21 protein-coding genes are annotated in these 15976 nt (G+C 61.5%); 14 read left to right on the top strand and 7 right to left on the bottom strand.

What is annotated here, in order from left to right; all coding sequences use genetic code 11:
• Positions 1 to 108: 108 nt before the first annotated feature.
• The 4 genes from cysK to ACFOKJ_RS04400 all read left to right on the top strand — a co-directional run bounded on the left by cysK (position 109) and on the right by ACFOKJ_RS04400 (position 2328).
• Positions 109 to 1041 (top strand): cysteine synthase A, encoded by a 933-nt coding sequence (gene cysK, locus ACFOKJ_RS04415; protein ID WP_390276908.1) that lies wholly within the window; start codon positions 109 to 111, stop codon positions 1039 to 1041.
• Positions 1042 to 1087: 46 nt separating this feature from the next.
• Positions 1088 to 1510: a hypothetical protein gene (locus ACFOKJ_RS04410; RefSeq protein WP_390276907.1), complete on the top strand. Its 423-nt coding sequence runs from the start codon at positions 1088 to 1090 to the stop codon at positions 1508 to 1510.
• Positions 1507 to 1914, top strand: a complete 408-nt coding sequence (locus ACFOKJ_RS04405; RefSeq protein WP_390276905.1) for a YchJ family protein — start codon at positions 1507 to 1509, stop codon at positions 1912 to 1914. The genes ACFOKJ_RS04410 and ACFOKJ_RS04405 overlap by 4 nt, the downstream gene beginning before the upstream one ends.
• 105 nt (positions 1915 to 2019) lie before the next feature.
• Positions 2020 to 2328, top strand: coding sequence for a hypothetical protein (locus ACFOKJ_RS04400; RefSeq protein ID WP_390276903.1), 309 nt, complete (start codon positions 2020 to 2022; stop codon positions 2326 to 2328).
• A gap of 63 nt (positions 2329 to 2391) precedes the next feature.
• Here the strand turns inward: ACFOKJ_RS04400 and ACFOKJ_RS04395 are convergent, their stop codons facing one another.
• The 3 genes from ACFOKJ_RS04395 to dcd all read right to left on the bottom strand — a co-directional run bounded on the left by ACFOKJ_RS04395 (position 2392) and on the right by dcd (position 4114).
• The gene (locus ACFOKJ_RS04395; protein ID WP_390276902.1) at positions 2392 to 2820 is read right to left on the bottom strand and encodes a MarR family winged helix-turn-helix transcriptional regulator; all 429 of its coding nucleotides are present in this window, start codon (positions 2818 to 2820) and stop codon (positions 2392 to 2394) included.
• Positions 2817 to 3293, bottom strand: a complete 477-nt coding sequence (locus ACFOKJ_RS04390; protein WP_390276900.1) for a glutathione peroxidase — start codon at positions 3291 to 3293, stop codon at positions 2817 to 2819. Before ACFOKJ_RS04390 ends, ACFOKJ_RS04395 begins: the two co-directional genes overlap by 4 nt.
• Positions 3294 to 3544: 251 nt before the next feature.
• Positions 3545 to 4114: a dCTP deaminase gene (gene dcd, locus ACFOKJ_RS04385; protein ID WP_390276898.1), complete on the bottom strand. Its 570-nt coding sequence runs from the start codon at positions 4112 to 4114 to the stop codon at positions 3545 to 3547.
• A 176-nt stretch (positions 4115 to 4290) separates the two neighbouring features.
• On the opposite strand from dcd, the gene bfr reads away from it, so the two are divergent.
• Positions 4291 to 4773, top strand: a complete 483-nt coding sequence (gene bfr, locus ACFOKJ_RS04380) for a bacterioferritin (RefSeq protein ID WP_390276969.1) — start codon at positions 4291 to 4293, stop codon at positions 4771 to 4773.
• A 257-nt stretch (positions 4774 to 5030) separates the two neighbouring features.
• Here the strand turns inward: bfr and mscL are convergent, their stop codons facing one another.
• The gene (mscL, locus tag ACFOKJ_RS04375) at positions 5031 to 5492 is read right to left on the bottom strand and encodes a large conductance mechanosensitive channel protein MscL (RefSeq protein ID WP_390276897.1); all 462 of its coding nucleotides are present in this window, start codon (positions 5490 to 5492) and stop codon (positions 5031 to 5033) included.
• 29 nt (positions 5493 to 5521) lie between these two features.
• Here mscL and ACFOKJ_RS04370 point away from each other — a divergent pair, with 29 nt between their 5' ends.
• On the top strand, positions 5522 to 5725 hold the full coding sequence (locus ACFOKJ_RS04370; RefSeq protein WP_390276896.1) for a hypothetical protein: 204 nt from the start codon (positions 5522 to 5524) through the stop codon (positions 5723 to 5725).
• Positions 5726 to 5806: 81 nt separating this feature from the next.
• On the opposite strand, the gene ACFOKJ_RS04365 is transcribed toward ACFOKJ_RS04370, so the two are convergent.
• From ACFOKJ_RS04365 to tsaD, 3 genes are all read right to left on the bottom strand, one after another.
• Positions 5807 to 6934 carry a M14 family metallopeptidase gene (locus ACFOKJ_RS04365; RefSeq protein ID WP_390276895.1) on the bottom strand — a complete coding sequence of 376 codons (1128 nt, stop codon included), beginning with the start codon at positions 6932 to 6934 and terminating at the stop codon, positions 5807 to 5809.
• Between the two features lie 75 nt (positions 6935 to 7009).
• Positions 7010 to 8929: an ATP-binding cassette domain-containing protein gene (locus ACFOKJ_RS04360; RefSeq protein WP_390276894.1), complete on the bottom strand. Its 1920-nt coding sequence runs from the start codon at positions 8927 to 8929 to the stop codon at positions 7010 to 7012.
• 139 nt (positions 8930 to 9068) lie between these two features.
• A complete protein-coding gene (tsaD, locus tag ACFOKJ_RS04355; RefSeq protein WP_390276892.1) occupies positions 9069 to 10094 on the bottom strand; it encodes a tRNA (adenosine(37)-N6)-threonylcarbamoyltransferase complex transferase subunit TsaD in 1026 nt (341 codons plus the stop codon).
• Positions 10095 to 10201: 107 nt separating this feature from the next.
• On the opposite strand from tsaD, the gene ACFOKJ_RS04350 reads away from it, so the two are divergent.
• The 8 genes from ACFOKJ_RS04350 to ACFOKJ_RS04315 all read left to right on the top strand — a co-directional run bounded on the left by ACFOKJ_RS04350 (position 10202) and on the right by ACFOKJ_RS04315 (position 15970).
• Positions 10202 to 10621 (top strand): OsmC family protein, encoded by a 420-nt coding sequence (locus ACFOKJ_RS04350; RefSeq protein ID WP_390276891.1) that lies wholly within the window; start codon positions 10202 to 10204, stop codon positions 10619 to 10621.
• A 218-nt stretch (positions 10622 to 10839) separates the two neighbouring features.
• Positions 10840 to 11235 carry a flagellar basal body rod protein FlgB gene (gene flgB / locus ACFOKJ_RS04345; protein WP_390276890.1) on the top strand — a complete coding sequence of 132 codons (396 nt, stop codon included), beginning with the start codon at positions 10840 to 10842 and terminating at the stop codon, positions 11233 to 11235.
• 2 nt (positions 11236 to 11237) lie between these two features.
• Entirely contained in the window at positions 11238 to 11648 is a 411-nt protein-coding gene (gene flgC, locus ACFOKJ_RS04340; RefSeq protein ID WP_390276889.1) for a flagellar basal body rod protein FlgC, read from the top strand.
• Between the two features lie 16 nt (positions 11649 to 11664).
• The gene (locus tag ACFOKJ_RS04335) at positions 11665 to 12351 is read left to right on the top strand and encodes a flagellar hook assembly protein FlgD (protein WP_390276888.1); all 687 of its coding nucleotides are present in this window, start codon (positions 11665 to 11667) and stop codon (positions 12349 to 12351) included.
• Positions 12352 to 12370: 19 nt separating this feature from the next.
• Positions 12371 to 13678, top strand: a complete 1308-nt coding sequence (flgE, locus tag ACFOKJ_RS04330; RefSeq protein ID WP_390276887.1) for a flagellar hook protein FlgE — start codon at positions 12371 to 12373, stop codon at positions 13676 to 13678.
• 24 nt (positions 13679 to 13702) lie between these two features.
• Positions 13703 to 14443 (top strand): flagellar basal-body rod protein FlgF, encoded by a 741-nt coding sequence (gene flgF, locus ACFOKJ_RS04325; RefSeq protein ID WP_390276886.1) that lies wholly within the window; start codon positions 13703 to 13705, stop codon positions 14441 to 14443.
• 27 nt (positions 14444 to 14470) lie between these two features.
• Positions 14471 to 15250: a flagellar basal-body rod protein FlgG gene (gene flgG / locus ACFOKJ_RS04320; protein ID WP_390276885.1), complete on the top strand. Its 780-nt coding sequence runs from the start codon at positions 14471 to 14473 to the stop codon at positions 15248 to 15250.
• 39 nt (positions 15251 to 15289) lie between these two features.
• Positions 15290 to 15970: a flagellar basal body L-ring protein FlgH gene (locus ACFOKJ_RS04315; protein ID WP_390276884.1), complete on the top strand. Its 681-nt coding sequence runs from the start codon at positions 15290 to 15292 to the stop codon at positions 15968 to 15970.
• The last annotated feature ends 6 nt before the right edge of the window (positions 15971 to 15976 follow it).

Raw genomic sequence — 15976 nt, 5'->3', positions numbered from 1 at the left:
CCGGGAGTAAAAAACTTAGCAGAAATCGGTATTAGCTAAGCAGCATTTCGCTGTTTAGAATTGTCCAGAATAACGGATTGGCCGTTAACAAGATTGGAGAATAAGTCCATGCGCATCGCTGCTACCGTAACTGATCTCATCGGCAATACCCCGCTGGTTCGCCTGAACCGCGTGACTGCCGGTGTCGGCGCCACCGTGGTGGCCAAGCTGGAGTTCTTCAACCCGGCGCACAGTGTGAAAGATCGTATCGCGGTATCGATGATCGATGCCGCCGAAGCCGCCGGCAAGATCGGCCCGGATACCGTGATCGTGGAACCGACCTCCGGCAACACCGGCATCGGCCTGGCCATGGTCTGTGCCGCGCGTGGCTACAAGCTGGTGATCACCATGCCGGAAACCATGAGCCGCGAGCGCCGTCAGCTGCTGCGCGCCTATGGTGCCGAGCTGGTGCTGACCCCGGGCCCGGACGGCATGGGCGGGGCCATTGCCAAGGCAAAAGAGATCGTGGAAGCCAATCCGGCTACCCACTTCATGCCGCAGCAGTTCGAAAACCCGGCCAACCCGGAAATCCACCGTCGCTCCACCGCCGAGGAAGTGTGGAACGATACCGATGGCCAGGTAGACATTTTCGTGGCCGGTGTGGGTACCGGTGGCACCATCACCGGCGTGGGTGAGGTGCTGAAGGCCCGCAAGCCGGGGGTGCAGATCGTGGCGGTGGAGCCGGATGCCTCGCCGGTGTTGTCCGGTGGCGCCAAAGGCCCGCACCCGATCCAGGGTATCGGTGCCGGTTTTGTGCCGCCAATCCTGAACACCACGGTGTACGACGAAGTCATTCGCGTGAAAAACGATGACGCCTTCGAAACCGCGCGCGCCATGGCATCGCAGGAAGGCATCCTTACCGGCATCTCCTCCGGCGCCGCCGTCTGGGCCGCGCTGCAGCTGGCCAAGCGCCCGGAAAACGCCGGCAAGCTGATCGTGGTGGTGATTCCGTCGTTTGGCGAGCGCTACCTGTCCACGCCGTTGTTCGAGCATCTGGCCTGACAAAATCCTGAATCAAGCTAAAATGACGGCCATGAACAAACTACTCATGGCCGTTTTGCTTGCCGCGCTGGCAGGCTGCGCCAACCTGCCACAGCTGTTCCCCTCCAGCCAGTCATCCAGCCCGGCACGCGGCAATAATGCGGCGGATGCGCTGCTGGCCGAGGCCGACCGGCTGGCCGACCGGGTGGGAAAGGGCGAGCTGACGCGCGTACAGGCGGCGGAAAAGCTTGGTGAAACCCGCATCAAACTGGTTGGCCGCAACCTGGTGGACGACGATGTCTACCGGCTGTACTACCAGATCGCCCAGTTGCGTGATGCCGGCAAGATCGACGGCGATGCCGCCCGCAAGCAGATGGAAGACCGCCTGCGCTACTGGCAGCGCCGCTGGCCAGGCTTGCAGAACAAGCCTGCCAACCCCGCCTTTACCCAGTTCATGTTCAAGGTCTACAACCTGCCGCCGCTGAAATGAGCAAATCCCGCAAGCAACAAGTTGTCGCTGGCTGCCCCTGCGGCCAACCCTTGCCGTACGAGCAATGCTGTGGCCGCTATCACCAGGGCGCCTTGCCGCAAACTGCCGAGCAGCTGATGCGCTCGCGCTATAGCGGCTATGTGCTGGGCAACGAACCTTACCTGTTGCAGACCTGGGCCAGCACTACTCGCCCGGCAGCGCTGGATCTGTCCGCCGATGACGGCGTGAAGTGGCTGGGGCTGGAGGTTATCGGGCATGAGGCAGGGCAGGCTGGCGATGCCAGCGGCAGTGTTCGCTTTGTTGCCCGCTACAAGCTGGGCGGGCGCGCATTCCGCATGCAGGAAAACAGCCGTTTCGTACGCGAAGATGGCGCCTGGCGCTATCTGGATGGCGAGGTCAGCTAGCTGCGCATGCCGGCTTGCCAATGATCAAGCCGGCATGATTTGTCCCTTGGCATCCGGCATCGATGTGCCATGCTGGTGGTGAACATTCCCCCCAGGAGGTTTACCATGACCGACGTACTTCATGATTTTGTCCGGCAACTGGAAGCGCACCGGGCTGATGGCAAGGAACTGGCGCCCTTGCTGAATGCTCCGGCGGTGCGGCATCTGCAGGTGCCGCTATGTCACGAATGCTGCACCGAATTGCGCGCGATGGCGGCGGTGTTCCAGTGTGACGAGGCGCAGCTGGCCGGCGCGATTCTGCGCGGAGCCTTGCGCCATATGCAGGCCAATCTGGACGAGGACCTGGACCAGCTGGCCGCCATGGCAAGCGAGATGCTTGACAGCCCGTGCCAGAAAGCCAGCGAGACCATCTGACCCTGTGTTGTTCTGCTCATAGCGGCTTCTCGGCGCCCTGCGGGGCGCCTTTTGCATTGATGGCTATGTGTCCTGCAGCAGGCGGATCAGCCGTTGCAATTGCTGCTGCAAGTCCGCGCAGTTTGTGCTGCAGCGGCGTGACTGCTGCAGCCTGGCCGGGACTTGCTCCGCCGCTTGCTGCAATGCCAGGCCGCTAGCCGTCAGGTACAGCAGCACGCTGCGCTCGTCACTGTTGCAGCGCTGGCGTTGCAGCAGCCCGGCGGCCTCCAGCCGTTTCAGCAGCGGCGTGAGGGTGCCGGAATCCAGCTGCAGCCGCTCGCCCAGCCGCTTCACGCTGATGCCATCGGCTTCCCACAGTACCAGCATGGCCAGGTACTGCGGGTAGGTCAGACCAAGTGGCGCCAGCAGTGGCTGGTAGGCCTGGGCCATGGCGCGGCTGGCAGCATACAGTGCAAAGCACAGCTGTGTTTCCAGCCGCAGCGGCGCACTCATAGCAGCGTCTTGATGCGGGCGGCAAGGTCTTGCGGTCTGGTGAGCGGGCCGTAGCGCGCCACCACGTTTCCCTGGCGGTCTACCAGGAACTTGGTGAAATTCCACTTGATGCGCCGGCTGCCAAGCAGGCCAGCCTGTTGCTGCTTGAGGTGCTGCCACAGTGGATCTGCCTGCGGGCCGTTGACATCGATCTTGTCGCTCAACAGAAAGCTGACGCCATAGTTTTTCTGGCAGAAATCCCCGATCTGCGCATTGCTTCCCGGTTCCTGGGCGCCGAACTGGTTGCAGGGAAAACCGATGATGCTGAGCCCGGCCGCGCCAAAGTCACGGTGCAGCTGTTCCAGCGCCTGATATTGCGGCGTAAAACCGCAGGCACTGGCGGTGTTTACCAGCAACAGCACCTGGCCGCGGTAATCTTCCAGGCTGATGTCGCGGCCATCCAGGCTGCGCAAGCGGTATTGATAGAGGCTCATGGCAGGTGTCGGGCGGCGCGGAAATTTGGTGTGCAATTTAGTTGTGTGCAATACAAGTCGCTAAAAAAAGAGCGATGCGGCAAGGGGGAACCACAACGCTCAGGAAGAAACGGCTTGCTGTGCCCAAACCGGCCAGTGCTGGCCGACTCTGAATTTCATCCTAGAACAGGCTACCCAAATTGCGAGCAGGAAATCGTCAGCAAACACAAACGCGGCCAGCAGGCCGCGTTTGTGCAGTGCCTTGCGAATGGTCAGGGGCGCGGCAGGGTTACGCCGACCTGGCCCATGTACTTGCCGGCGCGATCCTTGTAGGACACATCGCAGATTTCGTCGGACTCGAAGAACAGTACCTGTGCCACGCCTTCGTTGGCGTAGATCTTGGCCGGCAACGGCGTGGTATTGGAGAACTCCAGCGTGACGTAGCCTTCCCATTCCGGCTCGAACGGGGTGACGTTGACGATGATGCCGCAGCGCGCGTAGGTGGATTTGCCCAGGCACACGGTCAGTACCGAGCGGGGAATGCGGAAGTATTCCACCGTGCGTGCCAGCGCGAAGCTGTTGGGCGGAATGATGCAATAGCCCTTGCCGGAGACTTCCACGAAGGAGTCCGGGTCGAAATTCTTGGGGTCGACAATGGTGCTGTTGATGTTGGTGAACACCTTGAACTCGTCAGCGCAGCGGATATCGTAGCCGTAGCTGGAGGTGCCGAAGGAGATCACCTTCTGGCCATCGACATTCTTGACCTGGTCATAGACGAAGGGCTCGATCATGCCGTGTTCTTCCGCCATGCGGCGAATCCATTTGTCCGATTTGATAGCCATTGTTCGATCTGCATTCTGAAAGCGAAATAATCGCCCGATTGTACTGGCTCGCCATCCACGACGCCACCGCCGGAAGGCGTAGCCGGGCTGATCGGGCGCATGCTGACGGCAAAGACATTCTGGCCAGTGTCGACTAGAATTCGGGCTTGAATGCCAGCAAAGACAAGGAACCGACCATGCAGGGCCACCCCAAGATCATTGAATTGCTGAACGAGTTGCTGGCCGAGGAGCTGTCCGCGGCCGATCAGTATTTCATTCATGCCGAAATGTACAAGGACTGGGGGCTGGACAAGCTGTTCACCCGCATCGACCACGAGCGCGAGGATGAGCTGGAGCATGCGCGCAGCCTGATCGCCCGTATCCTGTTCCTGGGCGGCAAGCCGAATGTGGCAAAGCGGGTGGCGATTGCGGTGGGCGAGGATGTGCCATCGATGCTGCGCAATGATCTGGACGTGGAGTACCGCGTGGCCAAGGCGCTGAAGGAGGTGATTGCGGTGTGCGAGAAAGAGCGCGACTACGTGACCCGCGACGGCCTGATGGTGCTGCTGGAAGAAACCGAGAACGATCATGCGCACTGGCTGGAGCAGCAGCTGAAACTGATCGAGCTGACCGGTCTGGCCAACTACCAGCAATCACAGATGGGTGGACAGCCCAGCTAGTTCTGCGGCCAGGCTGCCAACAATAAAAAGCCCTCCGTTAGGAGGGTTCAGAGTGTTGACAAAGCCCTTTTGCCTCGCAAAAGGGCTTTGTTTTGTAAGCAGGAAGACTGCCGATTCAATCGCTTAGCTGGAGCGGCCCGGCTTTGCCGGGTCCGGCAATGCATAAATGGGTAGTTTGTCAGCAGCCTGAGCCCTCCGTTAGGAGGGTTTGTTATTGTTGGCAGGTCTCTCCGGGCTGCGGCGCAGCTGGCGTGGGCTCAATCCAGCTGCGAGGTGCAGCACGGGCAGCGGCTGGCTTTCAGCGGAATGCTGGACAGGCAGTAGCGGCACTCCTTGCTGGTAACCTCGGCCGGGGCTTCGGCTTTTTCTTCGCGCTTGAGGCGGTTGATCACCTTTACCAGCATGAAAATGGCAAAGGCGACGATGGTGAAGCTCACCAGCGCATTGATGAACAGGCCGATGTTCAGCGTTACCGCGCCTGCCTCCTTGGCGGCGGCCACCGAGGCATAGGGCGCGGCGCTCTTGGCACCTTCCTTCAGTACCAGGAACAGGTTGGCAAAGTCGACATTGCCGATCAGCAGGCCGATGGGCGGCATGATCACATCGTCCACCAGCGATTTGACGATGGCGCCGAACGCGCCGCCGATGACCACGCCGACTGCCAGGTCGATGACATTGCCGCGCATGGCGAATTCACGGAATTCCTTGATGATGGACATGGTGTAAGCCCCCTTGTTATGGATTGTGGATGAATAATGCCGTCAGTATCGGCAAATTCGGCGCAGATTTGAAGGTCACCTCGCAAAACTCCAGCTTTCGTCGCGATACTGCGTTGCTCACGAAAAAGTTCTCCTTACATATCAAACATATGCTGCGTCGAAATTTTTCGCTTGCGCCTTGTCTCGCCGCGTCTTCACTCCAATGGAAATCCGGGTTTTTCGAGGCGCTCTGAAGTCTTTATGCTGGCGGGAGCATGCAAAACGCCGCCCCCCGGAAGCGGGAGGCGGCGTGATGTGGCGGCAGTGCGTGCGGCTTAGCGCAGTTCCTGCAGGATGCCGTAGATGGCCGACAGCGTAGCCTCGCCCAGGCGCAGGCTGCGCTGACCGTTCCAGCCGTAGTCGTCGTCCGGCAGGTTGTCGTTGTCCTTGAACGGCATTTCCAGAGTGTAGGCCAGGCATTTGAACTGCTCGCCTACCCAGGCGGTGGCCATGCTCAGGTTGGCCGCACCCGGGGCGTCCTTGTCGTAGCCGTGTTCGTCCTGGAAGTCCGGCGAGGACAGGCGCAGCAGGTGCTTGAACTTGTCTTCCAGCTTGGCGACACGCTCGTCGTAGCTGGGCACGCCTTCGGTGCCGGCCACGAAGATGTACGGAATGGTTTCGTCGCCGTGGATGTCCAGGAACAGGTCCACGCCGGTTTCCAGCATCTTGTTACGCACGTGGAACACTTCCGGGCTGGTTTCCACGCTGGGGTTCAACCATTCGCGGTTCAGGTTGGCGCCGGCGGCATTGGTACGCAGGTTGCCCAGCACCGAGCCGTCCGGGTTCATGTTCGGCACGATGTAGAAGGTGGCACGGTCCAGCAGTGCGCGCGAGGTCGGGTCCTGGGTGTCCAGCAGGCGGGTGATCAGCCCTTCGACGAACCACTCGGCCATGGTTTCGCCCGGATGCTGGCGCGCGGTGATCCACACTTTCAGGTCCGATTCCACTTCGTGCCCCACGGTCAGCAGGTTGATGTCGCGCTGCTGCACGGTGGAGCCCAGGTCGGATACCTGGCACAGGCCGGAGCTTTGCGCCATGCCGATCAGGTTCAGGTGCTGCTCGTGCGAGTACGGCTCGAAGTAGGCGTAGTAGACGCTGTCGGCCAGTGGCGCGTGCTCGATGATCAGCTCGTTGCCTTCCACGTGGGTGGGTACGCGGAACCAGTTCACGCGGTCGTAGGAGGCTACCGCCTGGTAACCATCCCAGCTGTACGGGTAGGCGGTTTCGTTCAGGTTCAGGAAGCGCAGCTTGCAAGTCTCGTAGGCAGCGCCCTGCAGGCGGAAGTAGAACCACTGGGCGAAATCCGAGGCATTGTCCTTGCGGATGCGCAGCTGGATATCGTCAAATCCGGTGATGGAAACTACCTCGATGCTGCCGGCATCGAAATTACAGCTGATTTTCATTGGGTACATCCTTCCTGATCAAGGTCGGCATTGTAGACTGCCTTGCCGCTGCCGTCATGGTTGGCCGCAAGGCTCTTACACGGCGTGCTGTTGTTCCAGTTGTTCCAGCTCTTCCTGCAGCGCCAGCCAGTCCATTTCGATTTCTTCCAGCTGGCTGCTCACTTCGCCCTGGCGCTTAACGCTGTCGCCAAGTTGCTGGCGGTTGGCATCATTGTAGGCATCCTCGGATGACAGGAACGCTTCCAGCTGGGCCTTTTCCTGCGACAGCGCCGCCATGCTCTTTTCCAGTTTGGCGAGCTTGGTCAGCAGCGGCTTTTTCACGACCGACAGCTTCTGGCGGGCTTCCGCCTCCAGGCGTTTCTGTTCCTTGCGGCCAAGGTTCTGTGCGTCGCCAGCGGATGGCTGTGCGGCCTGGCTCTGTTGTGCCAGCTGTGCCAGACGCCACTGGCGGTAGTCTTCCAGATCGCCGTCGAAGGCTTGTACGCCGCCGTCCGCCACCAGCCAGAAATCATCGGTAGTGGCTTCCAGCAGCGCGCGGTCGTGGGATACCACCACCAGCGCGCCGGCAAAGTCCTGCAGCGCCATGGTCAGCGCGTGGCGCATTTCCAGGTCCAGGTGGTTGGTCGGTTCATCCAGCAGCAGCAGGTTGGGCTTCTGCCACACGATCAGCGCCAGTGCCAGCCGCGATTTCTCGCCACCGGACATCGGCCCCACCGGGTCGGTCACGCTGTCGCCACGGAAGTTGAAACCGCCGAGGAAGTTGCGCAGCTCCTGCTCGCGGGTATCCGGCGCCAGCTTCTGCATATGCCACAGCGGTGATTCGTCCGGGCGCAGCGTGTCCAGCTGGTGCTGGGCAAAGTAGCCGATCTTCAGCATCTGCGCGCTGATCAGCTCGCCCGACTGTGCGGCCAACTCGCCGGCCAGCAGTTTCACCAGCGTGGATTTACCGGCACCGTTCACCCCCAGCAGGCCGATGCGGCTGCCGGCCATCACCGACAGGCTGATGCGCTGCAGGATCGGCGTGGTGCCGTAACCGACACTGACGCTGTCCAGCCGCAGCAGCGGGTTGGGCAGGTTGTCCGGGGTGTCGAAATGGAAGTCGAACGGCGAGGCGATGTGGGCCGGGGCGATGCGCTCCAGTTTCTCCAGTGCCTTGACGCGGCTCTGTGCCTGGCGCGCCTTGCTGGCCTTGGCCTTGAAGCGGGTGATGAACGATTCCAGGTGCGCGATTTCGCGCTGCTGCTTCTCGAAGGCGCCTTGTTGCCGCGACAGCTTCTCGGCGCGCATCACTTCGAACTGGCTGTAGTTGCCGGTGTACAGCGTCAGGCTCTGCGACGCCACTTCCACGATATGGCTGGTCACGCTATCGAGGAAGTCGCGGTCGTGCGAGATCACCAGCAGGGTGCCGGGGTAGGCCTTGAGCCAGTCTTCCAGCCACAGCACCGTTTCCAGATCCAGGTGGTTGGTCGGTTCGTCCAGCAGCAGCAGGTCGGAGCGGCACATCAGCGCCTGTGCCAGGTTGAGGCGCATGCGCCAGCCGCCGGAGAACTCCGCCACCGGGCGTTGCTGGCCTTGCTCGCTGAAGCCGAGGCCGGTGAGCAGCCGTGCGGCGCGCGATGGCGCGGCGTAGCCATCCACGCGTGCCAGCTCTTCGTGCAGATGGCCGATGGCATGGCCGTCACCGTGTTGTTCGGCTGCGGCCAACTGTTGCTCCAGGCTGCGCAGCTCGACGTCACCGTCCAGCACGTAATCGAGAGCGCTGCGCTGCAGGGCCGGGGTTTCCTGCGCCACATAGGCCATGGTCCAGTGCGCCGGCACGATGGCATCGCCGCTTTCTGCATGCAGCTCGCCGCGCAGCAGGGCGAACAAACTGGACTTGCCGGCGCCGTTGGCACCGACCACGCCGACCTTGTTGCCAGGGTTGATCGTAAGGTTGGCCGCAACAAGCAGTTCTTTCAGGCCGCGGCGCAGGGTGAGGTTTTTTAGCTGGATCATGTTTTTTTAGCCACGGAACCCACGGAAAGCACGGACAGAAAACCTGCGCCGGCTTGAAAGGCAAGTGTGGAGGCGGGGGGCGAAGGTTTCCGTGTCTTCCGTGGGTTCTGTGGCAAGAAAAAGGGGTTAGATGTCGCGATCAAACCGCCGGCAGGCTGGACAAGTCCCAGCGCGGTTTTACCGTAAAGCCGCCGGCTGCCTGTGCCTGCTGCAGGCGCATGGCGCCGGCGAAGGCGATCATGGCGCCGTTGTCGGTGCACAGTTTCAGCGGCGGATAGTACACCGCGAACTTGCGGCGCTTGGCGGTGGCGTCCAGCGCGGCGCGCAGCTGCTTGTTGGCGCCTACGCCGCCGGCCACCACCAGTTGGTTCATGCCGGTCTGTTTGAGCGCTTGCTGACACTTGCTTACCAGTACCTCGACGATGGCTTCCTGGAAGGCGCGGCAGATGTCCTTGCGGGCCTGCTCGTCGATGCCGCCGTGTTCGGCTTCCACCTGTTTACTCAGCGTCAGCACTGCGGTCTTGAGGCCGGAGAAGCTCATGTCCAGGTCGCCGGAGCGCAGCATCGGCCGCGGCAGGGTAAAGCGTGCCGGGTCGCCTTCCTCGGCCAGCTTCGACAGTAGCGGGCCGCCGGGGTAGGGCAGACCGAGCAGTTTTGCCGTCTTGTCGAAGGCTTCGCCGGCGGCATCGTCCAGCGTTTCGCCCAGGATTTCGTACTGGCCCACGCCACGCACCGCCATGATCTGGGTGTGGCCGCCGGAAACCAGCAGCGCCAGGAAGGGGAACGCGGGGCGCGGCTCGGCCAGCAGCGGCGACAGCAAATGGCCTTCCAGGTGATGCACCGGAATCACCGGCTTGCCCAGGCCAAAGGCCAGCGCATTGGCAAAGCTGGCGCCCACCAGCAGCGCGCCGCCAAGGCCCGGCCCCTGGGTGAAGGCGATGGCGTCGATGTCCTGCAGCGTAATGCCGGCCTCGGCGAGACAGGCATTGGTGAGCGGGCGGATGCGGCGGATGTGGTCGCGGCTGGCCAGCTCCGGCACCACGCCGCCGTATTCGGCGTGCATGGCCATCTGGCTGTGCAGCTGGTCGGCCACCAGGCCGCGTTCGGTGTCGTACAGGGCTACGCCGGTTTCGTCACAGGACGATTCAATACCAAGAACAAGCATTAGTTCGGGCTTCAAAACAAATCAATCTTTCCATTTTACCGGTGATTCTTTGTCCGCCCAAATCGGCGATGTTAGGCTAGGCGCCTTGTTTCACGCGGAGAACAACAATGAAGGCAAGACTGAAGTGGGTGGATGGTGTCTGTTTCATGGGGGAAACCGGTAGCGGCCACGCGGTGGTGATGGACGGCGCACCGGAAGGCGGCGGCCGCAACCTGGGCCCGCGCCCGATGGAACTGCTGCTGCTGGGTACCGCCGGCTGCACCAGCTACGACGTGATCAGCATCCTGAAAAAATCGCGCCAGGACGTGCGTGACTGCTGGGTGGAAATGGAGGCCGACCGTGCCGAGGTCGACCCCAAGGTGTTCACCCGCATTCATTTCCACTTCGTGGTGGTTGGCCGCGGGCTGAAGCCGGAAGTGGTGGAGCGCGCCATCTCGCTGTCGGCCGACAAGTACTGCTCGGCTTCCATTATGCTGGGCAAGACCGCTGACATCACCCACGACTTCGAGATCCGCGAAGACGCCTGATGCAGCCAACGTTGGCCGCCAGAATCCAGAACGCCACCGGCAAACGGTGGCGTTTTTCATTTCAGGGGGCGGCAAAACTTGCCGTTGTTGCTCTTGCCGCCGCCTGTCTCCATCGGCAACAGCCTGATTTTCTTGAGTCTGAAATGTAAAAAATTGTTGGCACGCATCGTGCTTATGTAGCTGCATTCCACCGTGAGTGACGTGCCATGTTGAACAAGATGTCCCAGCAACTCGACTTCCTGCAAAGCTCGCTGAATCTGCGCGCCAAGCGGGCAGAAGTGATTGCCAGCAACATCGCCAACGCCGACACCCCGGGTTACAAGGCTGTGGATTTCGACTTTGCCCAGGCACTCAAGGCGCAGGCCGCCGGCCAGCAGGGCGGACTGTCGCTGCAGCGTACCGATGCCGCCCACCTGCCGGCGGTTGCCAGCCACGCCGGCGGCGCCCAGCTGCAATACCGCAGCGCGGTACAGCGCAGCATCGACGGCAATACGGTGGATATGGATATCGAGCGTTCGGCATTTACCGACAATGCACTCAAATACCAGAGCACGCTGACATTCCTGGGCCGCCGTATCAGCGGCCTGATGGATGCCATCAAGGGCGGTCAATAATCATGTCACTGTCTAATGTTTTCAATATTGCCGGCTCGGCTCTCACCGCGCAGTCGATGCGCCTGAACCTGGTAGCCAGCAATATCGCCAATGCCGAGAGCAGCACCAGCTCTACTGGCGAGCCGTACCGTGCCCGTCACGCGGTGTTTACCGCCACGCCGGTGACCGCAGCCACGCCGCAGCTGGCCGGCGTGCGCGCCACCGCGGTGGTGGAAGATACCTCGCCGTTCCGCATGAAGTACCAGCCGGGCCACCCGCTGGCCGACGAGAACGGCTACGTGAAGATGTCCAACGTGAATCTGGTGGAGGAAATGGCCGACATGATTTCGGCTTCGCGCTCCTACCAGACCAATGTGGAAATTGTGAATACCGCCAAGACCCTGCTGCAGAAGACCCTGCAGCTGGGCCAGTAAGCCTGGGGAGTGAGTGATGTCCACCATCGCCAACAGCAAGTACAGCCAGTCGATGCTCGATCAGATCAATGGCACCAGTAGCACCTCGTCGAGCAAGAACATGACCTCGGCCGAGGAAATCCAGAACCGCTTCCTCAAGCTGCTGACCACCCAGATGCAGTCGCAGGATCCGCTGAACCCGATGGACAACAGCCAGATGACTGCGCAGATGTCGCAGATCAGCACCGTGTCCGGCCTGGAAAAGCTGAACGCTACCCTGAAGGTGATGATGGATGCGCAGGTGTCCGGCCAATCGATGTCGGCCATCAATGTGATCGGCAAGAAAGTGCTGGCCGAAGGCAATGCCATCAATCTGAAGGACGGCACGGCTCCTGGCTTGTTCAAGCTGGCCGCGGATGCCGACAAGGTGTCGGTGGATATCGTGGACAGCAGGGGCAGTGTGCTGCGCACCCTGGAGCTGACCGGCGGCGAGGCCGGCATGGTCAGCTACACCTGGGACGGCAAGGATCGCAACGGCAATACGGTGGCTGAAGGTACCTACGGTGTGCGCGTCACTGCCAGCAGTGCGGGCGAAACCGTGGAAGCCACGCCATTGCAGGGTTACTCGGTGAGTGCGGTAGCGTTTGAAAATGGACAACCCCGTCTGGTTCTTTCTTCCGGTGAGCGTGTAAGCCTGTCGGACGTGGAATTGATTACGGCTTAAGGTTTGGAAGGAGAACATCATGGGTTTTCAGCAAGGTTTGAGCGGTCTGAACGCAGCCAGCAAGCAGCTGGATGTGATCGGCAACAACGTGTCCAACGCCAGCACCGTGGGCTTCAAGCGCTCGCGTGCCGAGTTTGCCGATATCTACGCCAATAGCCTGTCCGCGGTGAGCAATACCCAGGTGGGTATCGGCGTGCAGACCGTGAACGTGGCGCAGGCCTTCTTCCAGGGCAATATCACCACCACCCAGAACCCGCTGGACCTGGCGATTTCCGGCCCCGGCTTCTTTCAGGTGAATTCCGACGAGCAGGGTGACGGCATTGCCGCCTACACCCGCAACGGCCAGTTCAAGCTGAACGAGAACGGCTACTTCGAGAATAACGGCTACTTCCTGACCGGTTACAAGCTGGATGATTTCGGCAATGAAGTGGGTGCCGAGCAGCCGCTGAGCATCGACAACGTAGGCGAGGGCGTGGCCAAGCAGACCACCAACGTGGTGTGGAGCCTGAACCTGGATGCCGACGATACCCGCACCCCGGATATCCCCTATGCGGCAGCGCCCGGCGGTTTCGATCTGCCCAGCCTGACCAACCGCGATTCCTACTCCTACACCAATACCACCAAGTTCTACGACAACTTCGGCGCCTCGCACGAGCTGACCACTTTCTTCGTCAAGCGTGATGGCGCCAACAACGTATGGGACGTGTACCGCCAGATCGATGGTGGCGCCATTACCAATGCTGATGGCACCACTCCCAACACGGCGGCACCGTACGTGCGTACCCAGATCAAGTTCGACAGCCTGGGCCAGCTGGTTACCAACGACCAGACCAATTTCCCGACCACGTTCACCATGGATGCCGCCACCACCGGCCTGGATCTGGCTGACCCGATCACCGTGGATTTCGCCAAGACCACACAGTACTCCGGCGAATTCTCGGTGACCCGCCTCAGCTACGACGGTTACCCGCTGGGGCGTCTGGCCGGGGTGAACGTCTCGTCCGATGGACTGGTGACCGCGCGCTTCTCCAATGGTTACGTGAAGAACATCGGCCGCGTGAAGCTGTACAACTTCGTGAACCCGCAGGGCCTGCGCCCGGTAGGTGACAACCGCTGGGTATACACCGACAATGCCGGCGCCAAGAGCGTGGCCAGCCCGGATTCTTCCGGCATGGGCTCGCTGCGCTCCGGTGCGCTGGAAGACTCCAACGTGGATACCACCGAGGAACTGGTGAACATGATCATCGCCCAGCGCTTCTACCAGGCCAACGCGCAGACCATCAAGACGCAGGATGCCGTGCTGCAGACCCTGCTGAACCTGCGCTAATCAATGAACTGAGGGTGTGAACCGATGGACAAGATGCTGTACCTGGCAATGAATGGCGCCAAGCATGTCGAATGGCAGCAGGCGACCACCACCAATAATCTTGCCAATGTCCACACCAATGGTTTCAAGGCCGACCTGGTGTCGTTCCGCGCGCTGCCGGTAGTCGGCGATGGCGCACCCACCCGTGTCTACCAGGTGGACAACACCGTTGGCCACGATCTGTCGCAGGGGGCGCTGCAGCAGACCGGCAACGATTTCGACTTTGCGCTGACCACCCCGGGCTTTTTTGCCGTGCAACTGCCGGACGGTACCGAGGCCTATACCCGCGACGGCGGTTTCGAGCTGGATGCCACCGGCACCATGCGCACCCGTAGCGGGCTGGCCATCGTCGGCGAGGCAGGGCCGCTGCAGGTGCCGGAAGGCAGCAAGGTGGATGTACGCCAGGATGGTTCGGTATATGCCGTGCCGGCCAATGGCGGCCAGGCGCAGGAGGTTGGCCGCATCAAGCTGGTGAACCCGCAGCAGCCGCGCGACATGTACAAGGGTGACGACGGCCTGTTCCGCCAGAGCAATGGCGAAGACCTGGCTGCCGACCCGGCGGTGCGTGTGCGCAGTGGCGCGCTGGAAGGCAGCAACGTCAATGTGGTGGATAGTCTGGTACAGATGATCAGCCACGCCAAACACTACGACCTGAATGTCCGCCTGATGCAGACCGCGGACCAGGATGCGCGTCAGGCGACCCAGATCCTGACGCTGAACAGCTAAGCCGCATAATCGCAAGGTAATCCCACCATGATGCGTTCGCTTTACATTGCCAAGACCGGCATGGAATCCAGCCAGTTTCGCCTGGATGTCATTTCCAATAACCTGGCCAACGTTGGCACCAAGGCATTCAAGCGCAGCAATGCGGTATTCGCCGACCTGATGTACCAGACCCTGCGCGAGCCGGGCTCGCAGCTGCAGACCGGCGAGGCGCTGCCGACCGGCCTGCATGTCGGCCTGGGCTCCTCTCCGGTGGCCACCACCCGGGTGCACACCCAGGGCGGCCTGTCCACCACCGACAATGTGTTCGACCTGGCGATCAACGGTCGCGGCTTTTTCAAGGTCACCATGCCGGATGGCGAAACCGGTTATACCCGCAATGGCCAGCTGCAGCGCAGCGGCACCGGCCGACTGGAAACCTCGGAGGGCTACCCGGTGCAGCCGGAACTGACACTGCCGGAAGGTACCGCCTTCCAGGTTGCCGCCGATGGCACCGTGTCCTACCTGCCGGCAGGCAGCGCGACCCGTACCGATATCGGTCAGATCGAACTGGCGGATTTCATCAACCCGGCCGGCCTGGAGTCGCTGGGCGGCAACCTGTACCGCGAAACGCCGGCCTCCGGCGCGCCGATCAACGGCGTGGGCGGTCTGCAGGGCTTTGGCAATATCAAGTCGGGCTTCCTGGAGGAATCCAACGTCAACGTGGCGGAGGAACTGGTGGGCATGATCCAGGCGCAACGCGCCTATGAAATGAACTCGCGCGCCATCAAGACCTCCGACGAGATGCTGCAGCGGCTGACCCAGCTGTAATGCTGCAGGCTGCATAACCTTGTTGCCAGGATCGTCATCATGAACAAACTGCTGTTGGCCGCCACCACGCTGCTGCTGCTTGCCGGCTGCGCTACCCAGTCGGCACCGATTACCCAGCAGCCAATGAGCATGCGCCCGCAGCCACAGGCGGTGACGGTGCCGGCGGAGGGCTCCATTTTCCAGGGCGGCAGCTATCAGCCGTTTTTCGAGGACAAAGTGCCGCTGCGGGTGGGCGACATCCTGACGGTGACAGTGGCGGAGAACACCACCTCGTCCAGCAGCGAGGATACCGCCGGTAGCCGCGATGGCAGCATCGATGGTTCCATTGGCGCCAGCCTCAACCTGCCGTTCGTGCCGGGTGCGATCGAGAAGAAACTGGCCGGGACCAGCCTCTCCGGCAGCGGCAGTGCCAGCAGCAATGGCAGCAGCAGCAGCAAGAACAGCAGCAAGCTGCAGGCCACCATTACCGTGACGGTGATCGATGTCTACGCCAACGGCAACCTGCTGGTCAGCGGCGAAAAGCAGCTCAAGGTCAATGACGAGCACCAGTTTGTCCGTCTGTCCGGCGTGGTCAATCCGCGCGACATCAACCAGGACCGTACCATCGCATCCACGCGTCTGGCCGATGCCCGCATCGAGCAGGTCAGCCAGGGTCGCAGCCGGCTGTTCAACGATATTGGTTGGCTGCAGAAGATTTTCCTGACCCTGATTCCTTTCTGAGGCGGA

This window comes from Vogesella amnigena (assembly GCF_042648905.1).
GTDB lineage: Bacteria > Pseudomonadota > Gammaproteobacteria > Burkholderiales > Chromobacteriaceae > Vogesella > Vogesella amnigena.
This window is presented reverse-complemented; position numbering and strand designations above follow the sequence as displayed.